This is a genomic window from Stieleria tagensis, from assembly GCF_024129865.1.
In the GTDB taxonomy this organism is placed as follows: domain Bacteria; phylum Planctomycetota; class Planctomycetia; order Pirellulales; family Pirellulaceae; genus Stieleria; species Stieleria tagensis.
The window spans coordinates 260,743-281,240 of record NZ_JAMYFE010000033.1 but is presented as its reverse complement, the minus strand read 5'-3'; the positions used below and the strand labels follow the sequence as shown (position 1 = coordinate 281,240).

General features: G+C 57.0%; 12 protein-coding genes. 6 read left to right on the top strand and 6 right to left on the bottom strand.

Features of this window, described 5'->3' with window-relative positions; all coding sequences use genetic code 11:
• Positions 1-146: 146 nt before the first annotated feature.
• From NHH03_RS07485 to NHH03_RS07470, 4 genes are all read right to left on the bottom strand, one after another.
• Complete coding sequence (locus tag NHH03_RS07485; protein ID WP_253155138.1) at positions 147-1,616, bottom strand: DUF1501 domain-containing protein; 1,470 nt, start codon at positions 1,614-1,616, stop codon at positions 147-149.
• A 13-nt stretch (positions 1,617-1,629) separates the two neighbouring features.
• Complete coding sequence (locus NHH03_RS07480) at positions 1,630-6,687, bottom strand: DUF1549 domain-containing protein (RefSeq protein ID WP_253155137.1); 5,058 nt, start codon at positions 6,685-6,687, stop codon at positions 1,630-1,632.
• A 377-nt stretch (positions 6,688-7,064) separates the two neighbouring features.
• On the bottom strand, positions 7,065-7,883 hold the full coding sequence (locus NHH03_RS07475; protein ID WP_253155136.1) for a phytanoyl-CoA dioxygenase family protein: 819 nt from the start codon (positions 7,881-7,883) through the stop codon (positions 7,065-7,067).
• Between the two features lie 59 nt (positions 7,884-7,942).
• Positions 7,943-10,369 carry an ATP-binding protein gene (locus NHH03_RS07470; protein ID WP_253155135.1) on the bottom strand — a complete coding sequence of 809 codons (2,427 nt, stop codon included), beginning with the start codon at positions 10,367-10,369 and terminating at the stop codon, positions 7,943-7,945.
• Between the two features lie 144 nt (positions 10,370-10,513).
• On the opposite strand from NHH03_RS07470, the gene NHH03_RS07465 reads away from it, so the two are divergent.
• The 4 genes from NHH03_RS07465 (at position 10,514) to NHH03_RS07450 (ending at position 14,247) form a co-directional block, all read left to right on the top strand.
• Entirely contained in the window at positions 10,514-11,353 is an 840-nt protein-coding gene (locus NHH03_RS07465) for a purine-nucleoside phosphorylase (RefSeq protein WP_253155134.1), read from the top strand.
• Positions 11,350-12,183, top strand: a complete 834-nt coding sequence (locus NHH03_RS07460) for a purine-nucleoside phosphorylase (RefSeq protein WP_253155133.1) — start codon at positions 11,350-11,352, stop codon at positions 12,181-12,183. The genes NHH03_RS07465 and NHH03_RS07460 overlap by 4 nt, the downstream gene beginning before the upstream one ends.
• A gap of 57 nt (positions 12,184-12,240) precedes the next feature.
• Positions 12,241-13,062, top strand: a complete 822-nt coding sequence (locus NHH03_RS07455; RefSeq protein ID WP_253155132.1) for a tributyrin esterase — start codon at positions 12,241-12,243, stop codon at positions 13,060-13,062.
• A 99-nt stretch (positions 13,063-13,161) separates the two neighbouring features.
• Positions 13,162-14,247 carry a hypothetical protein gene (locus NHH03_RS07450; RefSeq protein ID WP_253155131.1) on the top strand — a complete coding sequence of 362 codons (1,086 nt, stop codon included), beginning with the start codon at positions 13,162-13,164 and terminating at the stop codon, positions 14,245-14,247.
• A 20-nt stretch (positions 14,248-14,267) separates the two neighbouring features.
• Here NHH03_RS07450 and NHH03_RS07445 read toward each other — a convergent pair whose 3' ends face one another.
• Both NHH03_RS07445 and rpe read right to left on the bottom strand, forming a co-directional pair.
• Positions 14,268-14,861 carry a histidine phosphatase family protein gene (locus tag NHH03_RS07445; RefSeq protein WP_253155130.1) on the bottom strand — a complete coding sequence of 198 codons (594 nt, stop codon included), beginning with the start codon at positions 14,859-14,861 and terminating at the stop codon, positions 14,268-14,270.
• Positions 14,858-15,547, bottom strand: a complete 690-nt coding sequence (gene rpe / locus NHH03_RS07440; protein ID WP_253155129.1) for a ribulose-phosphate 3-epimerase — start codon at positions 15,545-15,547, stop codon at positions 14,858-14,860. Before rpe ends, NHH03_RS07445 begins: the two co-directional genes overlap by 4 nt.
• 368 nt (positions 15,548-15,915) lie before the next feature.
• Here rpe and NHH03_RS07435 point away from each other — a divergent pair, with 368 nt between their 5' ends.
• Together NHH03_RS07435 and NHH03_RS07430 are read left to right on the top strand one after the other, a co-directional pair.
• The gene (locus tag NHH03_RS07435) at positions 15,916-16,986 is read left to right on the top strand and encodes an NAD-dependent epimerase/dehydratase family protein (RefSeq protein WP_253155128.1); all 1,071 of its coding nucleotides are present in this window, start codon (positions 15,916-15,918) and stop codon (positions 16,984-16,986) included.
• A gap of 48 nt (positions 16,987-17,034) precedes the next feature.
• The gene (locus NHH03_RS07430) at positions 17,035-20,490 is read left to right on the top strand and encodes a hypothetical protein (RefSeq protein WP_253155127.1); all 3,456 of its coding nucleotides are present in this window, start codon (positions 17,035-17,037) and stop codon (positions 20,488-20,490) included.
• The last annotated feature ends 8 nt before the right edge of the window (positions 20,491-20,498 follow it).

The window sequence follows — 20,498 nt, the reverse complement described above, 5'->3', positions numbered from 1 at the left end:
TGACGCGTCGGGTTACCAAAGGACATTGCCCCACGCAAAAGCGCAACTTCAAAACTAACGCGCGGGTTACCAAGAAACAATGCCGCTCAATCGCTAGCGTCTCCCAGTAGGCCAGGTGCAACCTGGCGCTTTGCAACGTCCCTGGCTCATGCCATCAGCGAGGTGAGCGCTTGGGCTTTGACCAGTTCTCGGGGTTGGTTCAGGTGGTTGTAGACGATGGTTTCGGGATGGATGCCGAAACTGTGATAGATCGTCGCCAACAATTCCGCCGGGTGCACCGGGTTTTCCAGGGGTGCCGAAGCGGTTTTGTCGCTCTTGCCATGCACGTATCCCCGTTTGGTACCCGCCCCGGCAACCACTGCGGTGTAGCAGTACGGCCAGTGGTCACGTCCATCGTCGGAGTTGTTGTTGCCGCTGGTGCTGACACCGCGTTGGGGACTGCGACCGAATTCGCCGACGGCGACGACCAGCGTGTCCTCCAGCATCCCGCGTTCATCAAGGTCTTCGATCAAAGTCGACAACCCAGAATCCAGCATCGGCGCCGACTGATCTTTCATGCGTTTGCTGAGCCCGGTGTGGTGGTCCCAAGAATGGTTATCGCTATTGGCAACTTTCGGCCAAATGACTTCGACGACTCGAGTTCCAGCGTCCACCAAACGACGTGCCAATAAACAGCTTTGGCCAAAGGTATTACGGCCGTACTTGTCGCGCAGTGCATCGGATTCACTGTTCAAATCAAAGGCTTCGCGGGCCCGTCCGGAAACGATCAACGAGAGCGCTCGATCGTAGTATTCGTCCAGTTCAAAGTTTTCGACGGCTTTGTTGATATGTGGCATCTCGGCATTTAGCAAGTCGCGCAACTGGGCGCGCCGCTGAAGGCGCACACTGAAAACTTCCGGCCGCAATCGCAGGTCATCGATCTTGATGCGGTTCATCTTGCTCATGTCCAAATCATCGCCGTCAGGGTACAGCGTGTAGGGATCGTAAGATTTGCCGAGGAACCCAGCGGTGCCTCCTTTGCCGACGACATTGGATTCCTGCAGGGGGCGCGGCAGCATCACAAACGGCAGCATCGGTTGCTCGATCGGACGCATCTTGACGATGTTGCTGCCAAAGTTGGGAAAGTCTTTGGGCGATGGCGGTTCGAGTTGCCCCGACGGACTGACTTTGTCGGTCGTGTAACCGGTCATCATCTGATAGATCGCCGCGGTGTGATTGAACAAACCGTTGGGCGTGTAGGACATCGAACGGATCATCGTGAACCGATCGTTTAACTGGCTCAACTGAGGCAGGTTTTCGGTGAACTTGATGCCTGGAATCTTGGTGCTGATCGGTTTGAATTGGCTTTTAACGTTATCGGGAACGTTGTCCTTGGGATCCCATAGATCCAAATGGCTGGGGCCGCCTTGCAGGTACACCATGATGATACTTTTGGCTTTGCCCCAACCCGGGCCGCCGCCGATTTCTTGGCCGGCCGATGCATGTTGCATTTGCAATAGGGATGGCAGTGACAGCCCCAACATTCCACAACCGCCAACGCGCAGAAACGTACGCCGCGAGGCAGCCAAATGTGGATCGCAAAGGTCCTTTGCTGGATAGCCTTTGAACGAAAGCATGGTCAGTCTCCGTCTAGTGGTTGAATAGGAATGCAGGGCTGTTGATCAGCGCCCAGGTCAGGTCTTCGGCCGCCGTTAACCGCAGGTTCTTCAGTTGTTTTTCGCTGTGCTGGGCATCTTCACGCAGTCGGACCAGACGAAGGTCATCGGGCGTCGGAACCGCCAGTGCATCGCGTCGCATTTCCAGACGCACGGTTTCGGCGTCCCGTGGAACGGCTTTTTTGGCTTCGGCCAGCGCCGCTTCAGCCTTGATTTTGTCGGCATCTGAGCGGCTGACATAATCGATCAGCTGCTGTTTCGCATTGTCACTCCGATTGGCCGGCGGTGTGGCCACGATCGCTCGCAGACCTTCGGACAGATCCAGCGGGATTTCCCTCGTGTCGGTCGTCGCGCTGATGCGAAAGCGTCCGAGTTGGTGATCGGCGGCGTTATGGAACTGGTGAATCTGGAAGGTCAGGACGCAGCCGTCCGGGTTTTCGATCGGCTTCTCCAGTTGGTACGTCGCCCAGTGATCAACGCCGGTCGCGCCGGACACGGCCCATCCCGATTGGCCACGTTTATTGCCGTCGAAGGTGGCTTCGGCGGTGAAGCCGCCCTGCAAAAAATCCGCTTGGCCGCTGGCGATTTTCACCGCCGTCTTGGCGTTCGGTTTTTCCTTCGTTGCGACCTGGATCTCAAATTCCGTCACCACAAAGTTCCCGTTGGGCGGCAGGCCGGGACCGTTGCTAGGCAGCGACGCGTCGGCAAGGGCTTCGAGCCGGAATCCAGTGATACCGCGCAGCGAGGTCGGGTACTGGATCGTGTAGACGCCCTTGCCGGCTTTGCCGCTGGCGATGATGGATCGATCGGGTTGAGCGGTCAAAGTTGCTTTGTTGGTCGAATTTGCCATCGTCGCTTGCAGCGGGTGCCATTCGATCGCCTGCTGCTGCTGCTCGGTCTCCCACTGGCTGACTTTCTCGGTCAGTTTTTGGTTGACTTGATCGAGATGCTCGCTGGCTTTGGCGATACGATCCTCGCGTTCTTTTTCCAGTTGTTCCTGCTGCGGTCGCGCCGCTTCGATTCGCGCGGCCAGCTCGGACTCGGTGTCGGCCAATTGCTTGGTGCGAATCGATTCCAGCGTTTGTTTTTTCTCGGCCCATTGGGCCTCTTGTTCAGCCAACTGTGTGGTCAGCAGTTGATGGTCCAGCGAGATCTGCTGTTTGAAATGTTCAAACGCTTCCAGTTCTGGTTGGGTCGGAAATCGCCCCAGGGATCGAAGGAAGATTTCTTCGGCCAGTTCTCGGTCGCTGGTGTTCTCTTCCACGATGCGTTCGAGTTCATTTTTGGGATCTGAAATGGCGGATGCGATGGTTGGTCCACCGACCAGTGCCATGATGGGTCCGAGTTGCAATTCACTTGAACGCTCACATTCACAAGCGCTTTCGCGAACGGGACGTCCCAGGTTTTGTAAGAACCCGTCATTCAATTTCACGCCCGAGTCGGTCACGGCAGTGGCGCGCGTTCCGGCGGGCATGCCAGGGATGTTGCTGATCGAACCGGTCAAAGCATGCACTGCATCGTAGATCACTTCGGCAGGCAAACGTCGGGGCAAGGCGCGGGCATAGTTTAGCGTGTCATCGGCGTTCAACGGATTCGACTGGACGCTCAATTGGTAGGTGCGACTGTTACAGATCATTCGCAGCATCGATCGCGTATCAAACCCGGAATCGACGAACTGTGCGGTCAAATGGTCTAGCAATTTCGGGTTGGTCGGTGGATTGCCGGCGCGAATGTCGTCGATCGGTTCAATCAACCCCACGCCCAGCAGATAGCCCCATAGTCGGTTGACATAGCTGCGAGCGAAATACGGGTTGTCGGAATCGGTCATCCAAGCTGCCAACTGCTGACGACGGGTCGCTTGTTCGGGAAGTTCGCAGTCCACGGGATAGGGGAATGCCGGCGTCGCCACCGCACCGGTCCGCGCGTGTTCGACGTCGCCTTCCTGTCGGTCGACGACTTTTTCAAACAATGGTTTGGCTCCTTCGACAGCGGTTCCCCCGATCTTCTTTCCCTCCGCCGCGGGATCGGGATCCAAACCGACCCGACCAAAAAAGGCCGCCATCTCGTAGTACTGGTCTTGAGTCCAGCGTTCGAAGGGGTGGTCATGGCACTTGTTGCAATTGAAACGAATTCCCAGAAACAAGTGCGTGGTGTTTTCCATCGTGTCTTCGGGGTTACGAAGCACTTTGTAATAGCTGGCTGCCGGATTGTCTTTGTTGGATCCACTGGCGGTCAAAATCTGGCGAGCGAATTCGTCGTAGGGGCGATTTTCGGCAACGGCGTTGCGAATCCAATCGTGGAACAACTCGCTGCCTTCGACACCCAAGAACTTTCGATTGACCTGTAGCAGGTCGGACCATTTATTCGTCCAGAAATCAACGTACGCTTCACTGCCCAGCAGTTGGTCGATCAGTCTGGCACGCTTCTGTCTGGTGGGCGTCTTATCCGCCAGGAATTCACGGACGTCGTTACTGGTCGGTGGCAGTCCCGTCAGATCCAGACTGACGCGGCGTAGGAAAGAGGCATCGTCGCTCAGTTCGCTGGGAACCACTTTGACGCGGCGCCATTTTTCGCTGACCAGTTCATCGATTGCATTGAAACTGGGGTACTGTTCCTCTTGATAGCCCTCGCGATCGCCCATCACGGTCAGCGTGGTCGCAGCATAGTTGCCTTCGTATCGGGCCAGAATCGGCGCTTCGCCGCGGCGCACCGCTGTCAACAGACCGCCCGCACCGGCCGTTGCGACTTCAGTGTTTCCACTTTCAATAAAGGCTTCCCGAGTCACATCGCGGGTGCTGCCATCGGCATAGTGTGCGACCAAACGAACTTGTTGCCTGGTACCAATTTTTTGCACGACCGGATTGATCGGATAGACGACCAAACGTTTCACGCGTTGCGACTGCAAATTCAACTGGCTGCCGTCAGCGATCCAACGGCGCAGAATCGCGTGATACGGATCGCCCTTGGTCATCAACACACCGCCTTGGTGTGGGGTTTGTCCAAGCGGTTTGCGAAGCATTAACGACTGTTCAGGGGCGGCCGGGTTGATCCGCCGTGCGGACAGGTCATCGGTCAGTGCGCGCAGATCATAGATCGGGTCATAACCACGCAGCGAGAGTTTGAAACCGTTCTTGCCTTTTTGAGCCCCGTGACAGGTTCCTTGATTACAACCGAGTCGACTGAGCACCGGATTGACGTCTTGGATAAAGTCGACGGGCGCGTCTTCGTTCCGTTTGGAAGTGATCGCGACGGAATCTTGATAGTCCCCCAAACGCACGACTAGATTGCCGCTGCCGTTCTGGGTGGCGCTGACCAGTCCACTTTGGTTTGCCGCGACACAGGATGGCGCATCCCAGTGACAATTCCGGGTCACATCGATTGAATCGCCATCAACGGTGGTCGCGGTAACGACCAACTGGGCATAGGCGTAGGGCGAATCCAGATCAACAGTTTTGGGGTGCACCTGAATCGCAGTGATCGTATCCAGATCGATCGTGTCAGCAGCGGGCTGTGCCAGTTGTTCCAGCCAATTGCCCGAATCGAACGGGGACTCCGCCACGTCGACTTTGTTGCTGTCTGGCAAAAGGTTGTGGGGTTCGGACGACTGGCCGTCAGGGGAAATCTGACGCAGTTTGCCATCGGTCGCGGCCACGATCAGCGTGTTATCCGGTGCAAACGCCAGGGCGTAGCTGGCAGCGGTTTCAATCCGCTGCGCCGCCAACTGCTTGGTTTCCGCTTGACGGTGTTTTTCCAGCGTTTTGTTTTCTTCGGCCGACCGCTCGTTGACGCGTTTGGCAACAATTTTCTTTAACTCGTCCGGCAGGTCGCCCTGAAAATCGTAAGCCCAAACGCGGACTTCGGAGGCACCATCGATCGTGGCAACCGCCGCGATCCGCGAGGCATCGGGACTGATGGCGACGCTAAAGATACGCCCGTTGATCTTGGGTAGTTTGCGAATCAAGTTGGCATCGTCACCGATTTTACGAGCCGTCTCGCGGAAAATACGGTAAACCTTGACGACTCCGTCCGCGCCGCCAATCACGATCTCGTCACGCGTCGGGTGCATCGCGACACTGCTCAGCCCACCGGAGAGTGCGCCGGGAGTGATCGAGGTGATGTTGTCGACAAAACGCTCCGTCTCGACTTCGGTCAATTTGCACGACATGTCGCGAGCGACCGACACCAAATGTTTTCCGTCAGGAGTGAACGCGACGTCTTGAACCCAGTCATCGTGCGCGCCTTGAAAGAGCACTTGGTGGCCTGTTGTGGTATCGATCGCGCGGACCACGTTGTCCGCCGCGCCGAACGCCAACTTGCTGGAATCCGGTGACCAACTGGCGCCGGCGAGTGCGTCGTAGGTAAACGTGGTCGACAGCACCAGTTCACCGTTAGTCGGATCCCAAATTTGGACTTCGCCCTGCACGCCGGGTGTCCCGCCTACCGCGGCCAGCAATGCCCCATCAGGTGAATAACGAACCGAATTGATGCGGGGGCTGATGCCGACCAACCGCCGCACGGTGGTGCCATCGCTGGCGCGAACCAATAGGATTTCGTGATAGCCGGCGACCGCGATTTGTTCGCCGTCGGCGGAAACATCGATCGACGGGATCGTCGGCGAGTCGTTGTAGGGAGGCGGATTTTCAACGCTGTATTTTGTGGCGGAATCGGCTGGGGAATCATCCACGGCACCTTCGGTGATCCAGCGGCGAATCAATTCGACGTCGGCGTCGCTCAGCGGCTTCGCGGGCGGCTTCGGCATCTCCGCAACCGAATCGACTGCGGTGATTTGCTGGACCAGGAAACTTTCGTCTGGCTTTCCAGGCACGATCGCTGGCTGGCCACTCTCGCCGCCGGCGACCAATGCATGGGTGTCAGTCATGACGTAGTCACCGAGCTGTTTGGCGCCTTGGTGGCAACCGAAACAATTGCGTCGCAGCACCGGTTCGATCTGTTTCGAATAGCTGACCGCAGCCGCGGCAGGACTCGTCGGAGTTTCCTTGGGCGGCGGCGACTGAGCCGCGCACGGATTCACCGAGAAAGGGACAACGCAGCCAAAAAGGCACGCAACGGCCAAGCCGTAGCGGAACAGCGGTTGAGTATTCACAGATTGGACCTGGGATCAATCTCGTCGGCACCGCGAACGTGCTCAACTCACCCGAGTTCATTTCAATGACCGGTACTGGCGACCAGAGAAAGGTTTTGTGGGTGGGCCGTTGGGCCGCGGAAAACGTTTCTTACTGACAAACGCCAGTCCAACATCTGGCGTGAATCGGTCCCCCGAGGGACGTTTCGACTCACATCAGTGCAGGTAGCCCAGGAAGGGGCAGGCGGGAACGGTGTCGCTCTCTAAGGAGCGGCACCGTTACATTAACCTTAATGCGCTACTAGCGGGTCGTCAACTTCAAAGATTTAGGGTCGTGGGCGGTTGCTCCAGTGTCCGCTGGGATCGCTGCCGCGGACTTGCACCCCTTTTTCGTTCCAGCCCAGTGCGGCGCGGACATCGGCGCTACAATAGCGAAGGGTCAGCCCACAGCGACGGCGATCGGACTGATTGGCTTCGCTGCCGTGTAGCAGCAGGTCGGCATGGATCGAGGCCTGGCCGGCGCGCAGCGGGTCATAGACCAGGTCCCCATATTGCTCGGGATTGTCGATCGTCTGGTTCAGCACGTTGTGTTCGGCCGAATCGCTGGGCCGATATGTCATGTGTCCTTTGGTGTGTGATCCGGCGATGAATTTCATGCAGGCGTTTTCTTGGTCGGCATCGTCGATGGCCAACCACACCGTAACGGCTTTGCTAGGCGAGAGCGGCCAGTAACTGGCGTCTTGATGCCAGGCAACCGCCTTGCCATCACCAGGCATTTTGCAAAAGAAATGGGATCCCCAGCCGATCACATTGTCGCCCAATAAATCGGCCACCGGATCGATGATTCGAGGATCATTCAGGATGTCGTAGACAGGGCCATATTTGAGATGTGCCGAGCTGATCGAGTAGCTATCGCCCCCACCGGCGGTGACGGTTGCCAACAAATCATCAAAGTAGCTGCGGATGTCGCCGATTTCGTCGTCGGAGAACAGATTCAGCGGAGCAACAAAACCGCGCTGGTTGAAGTGTTCGATTTGATCGCGGGTCAGCGTGGAAGGATTAGGCACGCCGGCAGGGTGAAAACTGAGGTCACGCTGAAGCGAATCGAGTTCGTTCTCGGTGGGGATGATTTGAAAATCTTTCATGGGATGTCAGTGGGCCAGGTTGGGGGGCTGCCGAGAGAGGCGTCGATCGGCCTGTCATTTTAAGCAGCGTCATAAAGTGGGCTTGCGATGCCCGTCGAATCGACTTGCCACGGGGTCCAAACGACCACACAGTCGTCGGATTTCAGATCGCTCTTGCGCGGAGGAATTTCTGTGGTTTCGAGTTTGATTTGATCGATATCACAGTCATTGTAAAGCTGTTTCAGATCATCTTTTAGATCGTCTTCAAGTTCACGCATGTCGTCTTGCAACAGATCCAAAGCGTCTTGAGCGCGGCGAATGTCATCTTTCTGTTGGTTCGCGCGGCCGACACCACGTGCCGCAGTCATCACGCCACCACGTCGACCGCCTAGAAAGGCCCCCAGAATCGACGAGCCGACTGAAACCATCGACGACCAACTGGCCTGTTTGTACTGCGACTGCTCGCGCTGCACACGGTCTTCAGCCGTGCGGATCTTGTTCTCAAGAGTCTGCATCTTCTTTTCACATTTGTCACGCAGCTTTTCCGTTTCCAAATCTCGTTTTTCACGTAACTGTTGTTCGAAATGCAACCGTGCCTGAGACTGATTGCTGCCGCCCGGTGCGTACCCTTTGATCCCCGGGCAGGTGTACAGCGTCATCCGCTGGTGGCGATACAGATACTCCTTGAACTGTGATTTAAACGTCCGGTATTTGGTTTTGCTGCGCATCGCATCGGGCAAATCGCTGAAAGCGAATCCGGATTCCGGTTGTTCCAGCAGTTCGACCCCGTTGCTAATCGCGACGCTCTGTTCCCAAAGTGCTTCGGGGACGTCGCCGTTGCAGGCCATCAATCGCGTGCAGTCGGTCCATTGGTCTAGATCGGCACTGGATCGGATGAAGTGCATCGATCCGCTGCCGAGCAATGCGGGGCGATAGACCGTGCGACTGTCCGGTCGTACGGCTCGGCTGGCCGGCAGAAATCGCTCCTGCACACCCGAGGGGACGACGGGACGCTCGGCCGTTTGGGTTTCTTGGCTGACCGACTCGCTCTCGCTATCGTGTTGATCTTGGCGTTTCTGTTTCTTGGCTTTCATCAACTCGCTGATCTGGTGCCGTGCGAGAGGACCGGCCAGGTAGGACATCGCCCACCGCGTCTGGAACGTCATCGGACCGTCGTCATGAACATTGTTCATCAGGAACACGCGGCTATTGAGCCCGGACAGCATTTGGTCCATTTCCGCACGGTCAAACGATTGTCCGGCTTGACCGGCGGCTCCCTCCAGACCTTCTAACACGCGTGCTTTGTCGCGTTCGGTTTGCAACCGACCTAGAAACCAAGTGCCGATGTTGGACAGTCCTTTGTAGTCCAAGTCGACGGGATTTTGCGTTGCCAATGTCACGCCCAATCCGAACGCCCGTGCTTGTTTCAACAGCGTCAGCATGGGCGGCTTGGACGGCGGTTTGGCGACCGGTGGGAAATACCCGGCAACTTCGTCCATATAGAACATCGCCCGCAGCGAACTCGTCCCCGATTGACGCCGCATCCAGGCGACCAATTCGTTCAGCAGGATGGTGACGAAAAACATCCGCTCGCTGTCACTCAGATGCGCGATCGACAGAATCGAGAGCCGCGGTTTGCCTTGTGCGGTGTACAGCAAATCGTTGATCGACAAACTGTCGCCTTCCAACCACGATGCAAACGCCGGTGAGGCCAGCAGGTTGTTCAACCGCATCGCCAGTTTTGAACGTTGATCGGCAGACATGAACGAATCCAAGTCGACCACACCGACACGCGTGATCGGTGGCGATTGGATCAATCGAATCAAGTTTGCAATGCTGACGTTTTTACCGGCCTGCCATTGGTGATTTAGAATCGAAGCCAACAGAATGTGCTCGGGAGACGTCATCGGATCCGCATCGATGCCGACCAATGTCAATAGTCCAGACACCGCGCCGGTGATCCGCTCGCCGATTGCTTCGGTATCGGCCAATGATTCCGGTGGCGGCGCGTCAAAACTTTTGAGCACCGTCAGCGGTAGCCCGATGTTGCTGCCGGGTGTGTAGATCGAAACGTCGACCGCATCTTTCAAACGTTGGATTCGCTCGGGCCCCTGTCCCCAGGATTTCAGTCCGTCACGCCATTTATCCGCGGTCTGCTCAGCCAACTGGTCCAGGGTCAAACCCTTTCGCGTCGCTTCGCTTTGTTCCAGCCAGGGTTCAAAATCACTGGGCTCTAGATTTGGAAACGTTAACAATAAATTCGCCAAGTCTCCTTTGGGGTCAACGCAAATCGCCGGGATGCCATCGAGTGCCGCTTCCTCGAGCAGTGAAATACACAGGCCTGTCTTGCCGCTGCCGGTCATGCCGACACACATCGCATGGGTACATAAATCTTTTGCGTCATACATCATCAACTGATCGAGTTGTTGATTGTTGTTGATGTCGAATTGGCGTCCCAAATAGAACGAAGCAAGTTTCTCAAACTGGGCGGGATCGGGAATGGCCATGAGAACAGGGGCAAGAGAAAAGGGACTGGGGGAAATAGCGGACGAGTCGAGGGCCCTGAAAGTGAACGCCCAACTGCCAATTCTGGCTGGTTGCGTTATGATCGGGACAGTCTATCAGTTCCCACCACGAGTTTCGAAAACGACATGCTCGATCTGTATAACAAAATTGAAGAAGCGGCCGAAGTCATCCAGCAAGCGTTTTCCGAAACGCCCAAGGTTGCGATTGTGTTGGGAACCGGATTGGGCGGTTTGGTAGACCAAATCGAAGTCAAAGCGACGATCGACTATTCCGAGATTCCTCATTTTGCAACTTCCACCGCGACCAGTCATCGCGGGCGTTTGGTGTGCGGGCATTTGGGCGGAGTGCCGGTGATCGCGATGGAGGGACGCTTTCATATGTATGAAGGCTATCCGTTAAAACAGATCACGTTGCCAATCCGCGTTTTCAAGCGACTTGGTGCGGAACTGTTGATTGTCAGCAATGCCTGTGGCGGATTGAATCCCTACTACCAGTCCGGCGAAATCATGGTGATCGATGACCAAATCAATTTGATGGGCGATAACCCGCTGATTGGCATCAACGACGATCGCTTGGGGCCGCGTTTTCCGGATATGTGCGAACCCTACGATCAACAGTGGATCGACAAAACAATCGCGTTGGCACGTCGCGAAGACATCCAACTTCATCGGGGCGTGTTCGTCGCCGTCGCCGGCCCCAATTTGGAAACACGCGCCGAATATCGTTTCTTGCGGACCATCGGCGCTGATGTCGTGGGGATGAGCACGGTGCCCGAAACAATTGTCGCGGTGCACTGCGGATTGAAAACGGTAGGATTAAGTGTGATCACCGACATGTGTCTGCCCGATTCACTAAAGCCGGCGGATGTTTCCGAAATCATTGCCATCGCCAATCGCGCGGCTCCCAATTTACAGCGGCTGGTCACGGGTTTGGTGGTCGAAGCGGGGCAGACACGAATCGCGTGATCGAGGCAGTTGAAACGCTCCGAAAACGACTTGGCACCGGTTGGCCTTTCGCCGCATCGAGGCAACCACCTGATGTGACGGCGATTGTGTTGGGCAGTGGGCTAGGCGGATTGGCAGATCAGATCGAAGCGCCGATCGCGATTCCATTTACCGACATTCCAGGGTTTGGGCAGGCGACGGCAGGCGGACACCGCGGGCAACTGATTTTTGGTTCGCTGGATGACCGCCCGGTGATTGCCATGGCAGGGCGCCTACATCGCTACGAGGGCTGGAGCAACCAGCAAGTCGCTTTTCCGATCCAAGTGATGCAGCGATTGGGGGCGACGCGACTGATCGCTAGCAACGCCGCCGGGGGCGTCAATCCGAAACTGCGGGTCGGCGATGTGGTGGTGATTCGTGATCATCTGGATTGGCTGTGCGAGCGACAGAGTGGGCTGTCCGAACGTCCGACCCGACAGACAGGTTCCACTGATTTGCCGCGGCGAGAGCACGTTTACTGTCCGAATCTTGCCGAAATCGCACACCGCGCTGCGCGGCGGGGTGGGTTTTGTGCGGTCGATGGGACTTATCTGGCGACGCTGGGGCCGACCTACGAAACCCGCGCCGAATACCGCATGATGCGGCGTCTGGGTGCCGACGTGGTTGGAATGAGCACGGTGCCGGAAGTCTTGGCGGCAGCCAAGCTGGGGATGAGTGTGCTTGCTGTGTCGATTGTCAGCAATGTTGCCGATCCGGATCGGGCGATTGTTGCCGATCATGCAGAAGTGTTACACGCAGGCAACGCCGCGGCCGCTAAAATAGAACAGATCGTCCGCAGCACCTTGCGATAGTCGATGGTGATTCAAGTTGAAGATTGCCGACATTGATCGGCGGAAGAAACTGGTCTTATGCCTCACGTCCCCAAACCGAGCAGCGCTGCACCGCAGCCGGAATCGGATCCGATGAACGATTCGCTGGTCAGTTTTGATCAGGAGTCACGCGACGCGTTGAGTGAAGAGGAACGGGAGTACCTGTTTTCGCTGTTGCAGCTTTCGAATTCCGAGATGCGAACGGCGATCCGTAGTGTGCCCTTGTCAAAAGATTCGGAACATCCGACGCGTGTGGAAGTGATCGGCGCCGAAGGCCAGCATTCCGCGTTGATGCGGATCGAACGGCATTTAAAAGTTCGCGTTCGCGGTTCGTTGGGTGACTATGCGTTTTCGATGAACGATCAAACAGCCGCCAAGATTTTTGGCAATGTCGGCCACGGGGTGGCCGAGGGAATGGTCAGCGGTTCGGTGCGGGTCCGCGGTCACGCCGGCCATGGCGCTGCGACGGCGATGACCGGCGGTACCGTTGCCATTTATGGCAACGCTGGTGATCGAGCCGGCGGCGCAATGCGGGGTGGCGGATTGTTCGTGCGTGGCAGCGTTGGCAACGACGTCGGATTGGGGGCCTTGGCGGGCACGATCGTGATCGGCGGCGATGCGGGAGATAACCTGGGCGACCCGCTGAGTGACGTCACGGTGTTCATTCGCGGTACGGCAAAGAGTTTGGCCGAGGGTGTGACCGCCGCCAAACTGCGAAAGAAACAGGAAGTCCAACTGGGACTGTTATTGATCACCGCAGGCATTCGTGGCGACGCGTCGGACTTTCGCCGGATCGTCCCCACCGCAAAGCTGGAAGCGGAAAATGCGGCGCGTGGCGAAGTCGTCCCCAATTGGCGATGATGGATCACAATTCAGACGGGAACGTGTCAGGTATATGTCAGGGGCAATGGTGGTGGGATTGAATCAAATTCGAATCGGTAACCGACCGGAGGCGATCCGGTGAACCAGGACCGTCTATCTTCGCTGCACCTGTTGCCGCCGCCGACGCGTAGCGTCTGGTCGGCGAATCCATTGTTCCCCGCTGCCAAATGGATCCCACGTCCCGACAAGTATGCGGTGCCGGTGGAACTGCCGCTATTTTGGTACGACCCACCCTGGATTGATTTGCAACCAGAGCTAGCCGACCACTTGGCTTGGGGAGTCGCCAACTTAGATGTCGTTGTTTCAGCACTCCAGCGAGATCTGTCTGACGACGGCCAAGAGAGCACCCTGTTTTCGCCACTGGAAAAAGAGGACCAGCCGGACACTTACCTGCCTCGGATGTTGCCCTATCGTGTCGAACGATACGGTTTGACACCGCGTGATTTTGACCACACCAGGATCATCGATGTGAGGTTGTCGGCCTACCCGGATGCGACAGGCCGATTGGCTTACTCGCCGCAGCAATTGCAGCGTTGGGAACGACCCTCACAGGGCGCGGCGATCGCCGGCGGTGGCTATGTGGCGGCAGCAGCGTTTCCCACGGATGTCGTTTCACTGCGCCAGATGCAGGTCAAATTGGATCAATTGCGTGAATTGGCGCCCCGCGCCGCCGTGTTGATTTCGCTGGGGCCGTATCGATTGGAAGAAGAGATCGCTGCGGCGCTGGTGGCAAAGCCGGATGGATTGATCCTACGCATGGACCAAAGCGAACTGGAGGGTCTGCAATTGGCGGGATTAGTCCGTCGTGCGCGTGAGTTGATGATTCAGCACGAGGCGGGAGAAAAACCGTTGTGGATCGTTCCCGGCCCGGTCAGCACTCGTGACATTGCAAAACTGATTGCACTCGGTGCCACCGCTGTGGCAATCGACAGTTGGTGTCAGCCGCTGGTCGAAATGTTACAAGAGGCGGCGCCCGGCGAACGCTACGACCGTCAACTGATTCACGAATTGCCCGCCTTGGTGTCGCAGCATCTGTGGGAAGACATCGACCGCGTGATCGGAATCTTGTCGTCGTTCGCGCCCGGCATGAAGCCCAGCCAGTTACTGGGAACGTTTCATCCACGCTGGGCAAAAGCCTGTGGTGCCACGATGCTGGCACCTTGAAATTGGCACCGTGAACCGAATCAGAGTTCGGTTTCGATCAGTGACCAGCTTGCCGAATCGGTTTCGCTTTTCCAGACGCTGGTCAAATCTTTGCCGCTGAGCAGCGATTGAACCACTGTTGCCAGCGGTTCTGGGATGACCATCGCAATCACGTCGTCACGCCCTTTTTTCAGACACTTGCGCACCGCTTTGGTCACACGCGCCTTGGCTTCGGCAACGGGTTCGCCACCGGGGGGGCAAAATTCTTCGGGATGTTCTGCGCCTTGACGGTAAACCTTGGGGTGATTGCGTCGGACTTCGTCGATCAATTTTCCGTGCCACAATCCGTGATCCAAATTGCGGAACGCATCGATCACTTTGACTTTGACCTCGCGCCCCGAGGCACGCTGTTGATCGGCCAACCGTCGCGCGGTTTCTCGAGCCGATTCGCAGGGCGCGGCGAAAATGGTTTTTACGCGCACACTGGCAAGTTCTTTGGCCAGCAGGTTGGCTTGTTCCGTCCCCAGATCGCTCAGCGGCATATCCAGGCAGCCTTTCATTCGTCCCTGGTCGTCGAACTCGGTCGCACCGGGGCGGACCAACAGGACACGTGTAAGCATTGCAGTTCGAATCATGATGTGGCTCCTGCGATTGCGCGATCAAGCGCGGCAATGGCGGCAGCGTAGTCGTCGTGTTTGAAGATTGCCGAACCGACAACAAATAGATCGCATCCGGCCGATCGGGCCGCGGCGATGGTATCCAGATTGATGCCGCCATCGATTTCCAGCAGCAGTTCCGGATGTGACTGTTTGAGCGATGCCAATTTCTCCAGCGCCACGGGATTGAATTTCTGGCCGCCAAACCCTGCATTGACGCTCATCGCCAACACCATATCGACCTGATCCAGGCAACCATCCAACGCCGAAAGCGGTGTATCAGGATTGAGCGCCACGCCCACACCGACGCCCAAATCGCGGATCTCCGCCGCGACTGCGGCCGCATCGTCCACGGCTTCGACGTGAAACGTCAACAGATCCGCTCCGGCGTCCACCATCGGTTTGGCATAGGCCATTGGGTCGCTGATCATCAAATGAACATCCATCGGCAACTCTGTGTGCCGGCGGATGCCTTTCACGATCGGCATTGCGTAAGTCATGTTGGGAACAAAATGGCCGTCCATCACATCCAGATGCAACACGCGGGTTCCGGCGTCTTCCAATCGGGCAACTTCGCCTTTCAGATCACCAAAATCGCACATCAGCAGACTCGGCAGTACGCTCGGTCCGGCAGTTCGAATTAGCTCCAGCTTGTCTCGCGACATGCAGTTCTCTCATCAGACACGGATAAGTGGCGTAGCGATCGGTTCACATTCCACTTTGAAACGCGTCGAACCGACTCGAAATCCGCCCCGCAACGGCTACACGGTGCCGTCACGAAATCACCACTTCACATTTGTGGCCGACAGAGTGGTCAACATTGGGGTCGGTTGTCAATTCACCGATTTTTCAGCAGGGGCGACTAAACCATGATGGAAAATCGCTTTTGTCGGCATTTTCGATCGACCGGCTGATTCTGACGGCCTGCAAGGGAAGATGGAATTCCCTTAAAAAACATCCGATCTTGTGTACGTTAGTTCCGAAATAGGATGATTTGAGACTTCCTCTCCCTCATTCCAACGAAATTCCCATTATGCGAGTGTTTGTCACCGGTGGTACAGGACTGCTGGGCAATACGGTGATCCGACAGTTGATCGAAGCGGGTGATGAGGTCGTTGCGCTGGTCCGCAGCGATCCTGACCCCGCCGTGTTTGACGCGTTAGACGTCGAACTGGTGCACAGTGAATTGGTCTCCGAGGACTTGGGCTCGGCGCAATCTCTGTCTGATCCAGGTCAATGCGATCCTGTGCAGAGCGGTCCCGATTTGATTGATGACAGCATTGCCAACTGTGATGCTGTCATTCATGCCGCGGCCATGATCCATCTGGGTTGGACTCAACTCGACCAGTCGATTCACGTGAACGAAGGCGGAACCCGTCGGATCGTCGACGCCTGTTTGCGGCATGGCAAAAAATTGATCTGGGTTGGTTCGGTCAACACGATCGCCGTCGGGTCGCCGCAAACGTTGGCCGACGAAACGACGCCACTGGAGCATGCCGGCGGTCAAGTGGAGTGCTCGTATGTGCAAAGCAAACGCAAATCCGTCGCGGTGGTTCGGCAAGCCGTGCAAGACGGATTGGACGCGGTGATTGTGCATCCGGGTTTCATGCTCGGCCCCTGGGATTGGAAACCCAGCAGCGGACGGATGATGCTGGAGGTCGGCAAGAGTTGGAAACCGATTTCGCCGTCGGGCGGCTGCAGTCTGTGTGATTCACGAGACGTCGCGACGGGGACCATCGCGGCGCTGAAAAAGTCGACCGCTTCGGGGCGTGAATACATTCTGGCGGGTCACAACTGGACCTATCAGCGTCTGTGGACTGAAATGGCCACCCGCATGGGGACTCGTCCACCGTTGCGACCGGCCGGCCCGGGATTGGAATACCTGGCGGGTCTGGCCGGGGATGTTTGGACGCGTCTGAGTGGCAAAGAGCCAGATGTGAATAGTGCCGGCGTCACCATGAGCGGCCAGTACCATTGGTACACTAGCAAACGCGCCCAGCAGGAATTGGGGTATCAGACGCGAGCGGCCGAACAAACGCTTGATGCGGCAGCCGACTGGATTCGCAATCGATTCATCTTGCCGGCGGACGCGGCTGCCGGTTAGTGTCCCCAGTCGGTATTGCATTTTCACTGCGCCTGCCCCGTATCACGTATGTTCGGACAAGGAAGTCCTCCGCTGAAAAGCGATTCGGCCCTGATACGACTGTTGGCTTGTTGGCTGACATTGGTCGGTTACGGCTGGAGTTGCAGCGCCCAGGCTGGCCAGCGGCCTGGACCGTCACAGGATCTGTATGACGCATCGACCAAACCATTTGTGTTTGAGTTTGCCGAGCCCCTTTCGCCTTTAGCTGCCGCCGGGCAGGTCGGCAAATTATCGGTTCGTGTGCGTTCGTTGCCGCAACACGCCAACCACGACGTCGTGTTGCAATATGAATTGATTCGAGTCGATGACGGAGTCGTCGTCGGCCGCGAACAAACAACCATCCATTTGGACCAAGCGGGCGAATCCGAATTAGTCGCCATCGCGTCGGCTGCGCCAGAGCGAGCAGGCGTGTATGAAATCCGTTGTCGGTTGTTAGAAAAAACGGACAAGATCTGGTCCAAACTGCGCCGGGAATCAACCGAGATCGCTGCCATCGCCGCGCCCTGGATGATCTACCAGGCGACGAAGGCAGACACAGCGTCCGATCCCATTGCAGCGGTCACCCAGACGCCATGGAAATCCGTTGGCAGCATCATTGCCATTGATCCAGCCGACTGGCAGGCAACGGCTTGGATGCAAAGCCGAGCGACACGATTGGTGCCGGGCGTTAAACGCGTCAGCGAGTCTTTACCGCTAGGCGTCTGGCGCGATGATTCTCATCCAGAACAAATTAGCATTGCTCCGGCGGGTTGGTACGCGGGAAAATTACCGGTCCTAGCGCCGCACCAGCTGGTTAGAGTTTCGATCACAATGGCCACCGTTGCTGCGGGCATTGACACGGTCCCACTGAAGATTGAATTCGACGATTCGACGGAATTTGATTCGCCGCTTTCAACCGTGACGTTAGGCGTTGATCAAGCAATCGCGATGACGGGCAGTGTGGATGCGAACCGACGGACGTTTGAACTGATTCACTATCCCACTGGCGGGCAAGAATACATTCGAATCAGCAACGGTTCGACCAACCAGACGCTAGTCATTGAGGACGTTGAGTTTCTGCAGTCAAGCGGTACCGACACACCGCTTGCCCAGCGACCGCCCGCCCAGCAACCATCGTCGCGGCGCAATGTCGTCCTGGATCTACAGACCGCGAATTGGGGCGAGCGACTCAGTAGCGACTATGCAAACTTAGAACAAATCGGTGGCTATGCGGATACCACCGCGGCGCTGTTCCGATTTTGGAAGGCCACCGAACGGCTCGCCCAACATGCGCGGTGGTACGGCTACGATCGGGTGATGTTTCCGATCGACAAACGCACGATGTGGTTTGCTCATCCCCGGGTCGTCGACCAGTCCGCAGCGGCAACCGCGCAATCGCCGGGAATCGTTTGGGCCGGGCACATGCGTTATCTCGCATTTCAACGTTGGATCACGCCGACCGGATTGCAAGTGATTCCGAAATTGACGGGCGGATTTCAGCTGACTCAGGACGCCCCTTCGGAGACTGCGACATCGACGGTTGCGGCCGCGGCGTTTGATCGGTCACAACATGCTGCCATGGCGACGCTGGTTAGTGACCTGACGTCGACGGGTTCAACGGAATCCCCGGCTGGAAATCTGTGCCTGGACTTGCGCGGCCACGGTCCGCTGCAACGGTCCGAACTGCAATCGATCGCGGATTCCATGTCAGGGACGTTGTGGATTTTGGTCGATGACCAGTGCGGCTTAAACGCGGCGGGACAAACGGACCAACCTGGTACAGGTCATCTACGATTAGTGTTCGACGATCATTTGCCGACGCCCGGAAAAGAGAATCGAGCGGGAACCTTGGGCAATCGTTTGCATCGCGATACGGTATTGCAACTTGAGCCGCTCCATTCAAACATCGACCACGCGGTCGTCAGGCTCGAACAGCCCTCGGGTGTATCGGAATCGGCATCCTGCTTGTCCAGCAGTCGACTGATGGAATTGCTGGTTCAGTCCAATCCGCAGCTGCTGGTGGTCCGAGCCGGTCAATTGCCGATGGTTCACTGCCAAGCGGTGCGACAGGCGATTGCGGAATACGGTGACATGCCCATCGACGTGACACATCAGTTGCGTTCCTCCGATGGCGGTGGCCAATACGTACGTGTTCTCGTCGGAGAGTCACGCGGTGCCGAGCGCGCGTCGCGCGGTGGCGATGGAGACCGGACGGACAACGCATTGCCTGTGACCGTGATCAACACGGCGCCGTGGTCCTGTGAAGTGGAACTGAGTTTCTTTCAACCGATTGCCCGGCAGTGCGCGATGTCGGATCGGCATCAATCCACGGCTGCCTATCGCCGCGGACATGCAGATTCGATCGGCGTTCTGACATTGCCCGCAGATTCGATCGTCAATTTGCAAGTCCCCGATTCACAATCACAGCGCCCCATTAAATCTTGGCGGTGCTCGATGACCGGTGGCACGCTTGCGGTTGAAAGTCTAAAGACTCAAGTCAGCGAGGTTGTCGGCAAGATCGGAACATTGGCGATGCCCGAAGACTATGACGCGCTTCGCAATGGCGGCTTCGAAGTTGCCGGACAAATGGGCGTCGTCGGTTGGATGCACACGCAGTTCCCCGCAACGGCAGTCGCAATTGACTCGACCGAAGCCTTGGTCGGGACTCATTCCATCCGCTTGATCACCGATCAAAAATCAGCCGGTCGGACATGGTTGGTTAGCGAGCCGATTCCTGTCCCGTCATCAGGCCGTCTAGCGGTTTCATTGGCAACCCGCGCCAGCAGTAGTGTTCTCGTTTCCGAAGAACCAAGCGGAGACACTGCGGCGTCCCCTGCTGCAACGTCGGCAAACGATCCTCAAAAACCGGAAACGTCAAACCACCGTGTGCGTGTCTCATTGGAAGGCAATCGGCGGGGGAAACCCATTCAGTTTGCCGCTGAATTTGCTGTACCGCACGATGGACAATGGCAAAGCCGACGAATTGTATTGGAGACTGATCAGCTGATTCCCGGCGAAGTCGATTCGTTGCGTTTGACTATCGACAGTTTATCCGTCGGACGACTGTGGATTGATGATGTTCACTTGCACGATCGCTTTCCGACTCAAAGCGAACGGACTGCCTTGCAAGGCAACGCGTTCTTGGCGGTCCAAGGACTGCAGAATGGAAATCTGACACCGGCGGCCAATTTGTTACATAATGAATGGTCAAAGTATCTCTTGGTTCACTCGGGGCGGAGCGGAATTGCCGCGCCGGGTTCCCGGACAATCGATTCTGCATTGTCGCCGCGGTATAATTTACCGACCAACAACATCGGGGCACGCGGTGACGTCGTCGCTCAAAGTTCGGCTCCGAACGTTCGCTCAAGTCATTCCCCCCAAACAGAAGCCAGAACAGAAGGGGGTTCCAAGACCACTGCGTCGGAAGAACCCACCAGCGTTGCTGATCGGATTCGCGATTGGCTGCCCAAACCCATTCGCTTTTAAAAGGAATC

What these genes read in the sequence shown, in the direction of transcription:
- NHH03_RS07435 (WP_253155128.1), top strand. Translation starts at nt 15,916, where the DNA reads ATGCGAGTGTTTGTCACCGGTGGTACAGGACTGCTGGGCAATACGGTG.
- NHH03_RS07485 (WP_253155138.1), bottom strand. Translation starts at nt 1,616, where the DNA reads ATGCTTTCGTTCAAAGGCTATCCAGCAAAGGACCTTTGCGATCCACAT.
- NHH03_RS07475 (WP_253155136.1), bottom strand. Translation starts at nt 7,883, where the DNA reads ATGAAAGATTTTCAAATCATCCCCACCGAGAACGAACTCGATTCGCTT.
- NHH03_RS07465 (WP_253155134.1), top strand. Translation starts at nt 10,514, where the DNA reads ATGCTCGATCTGTATAACAAAATTGAAGAAGCGGCCGAAGTCATCCAG.
- rpe (WP_253155129.1), bottom strand. Translation starts at nt 15,547, where the DNA reads ATGTCGCGAGACAAGCTGGAGCTAATTCGAACTGCCGGACCGAGCGTA.
- NHH03_RS07455 (WP_253155132.1), top strand. Translation starts at nt 12,241, where the DNA reads ATGCCTCACGTCCCCAAACCGAGCAGCGCTGCACCGCAGCCGGAATCG.
- NHH03_RS07470 (WP_253155135.1), bottom strand. Translation starts at nt 10,369, where the DNA reads ATGGCCATTCCCGATCCCGCCCAGTTTGAGAAACTTGCTTCGTTCTAT.
- NHH03_RS07445 (WP_253155130.1), bottom strand. Translation starts at nt 14,861, where the DNA reads ATGATTCGAACTGCAATGCTTACACGTGTCCTGTTGGTCCGCCCCGGT.
- NHH03_RS07430 (WP_253155127.1), top strand. Translation starts at nt 17,035, where the DNA reads ATGTTCGGACAAGGAAGTCCTCCGCTGAAAAGCGATTCGGCCCTGATA.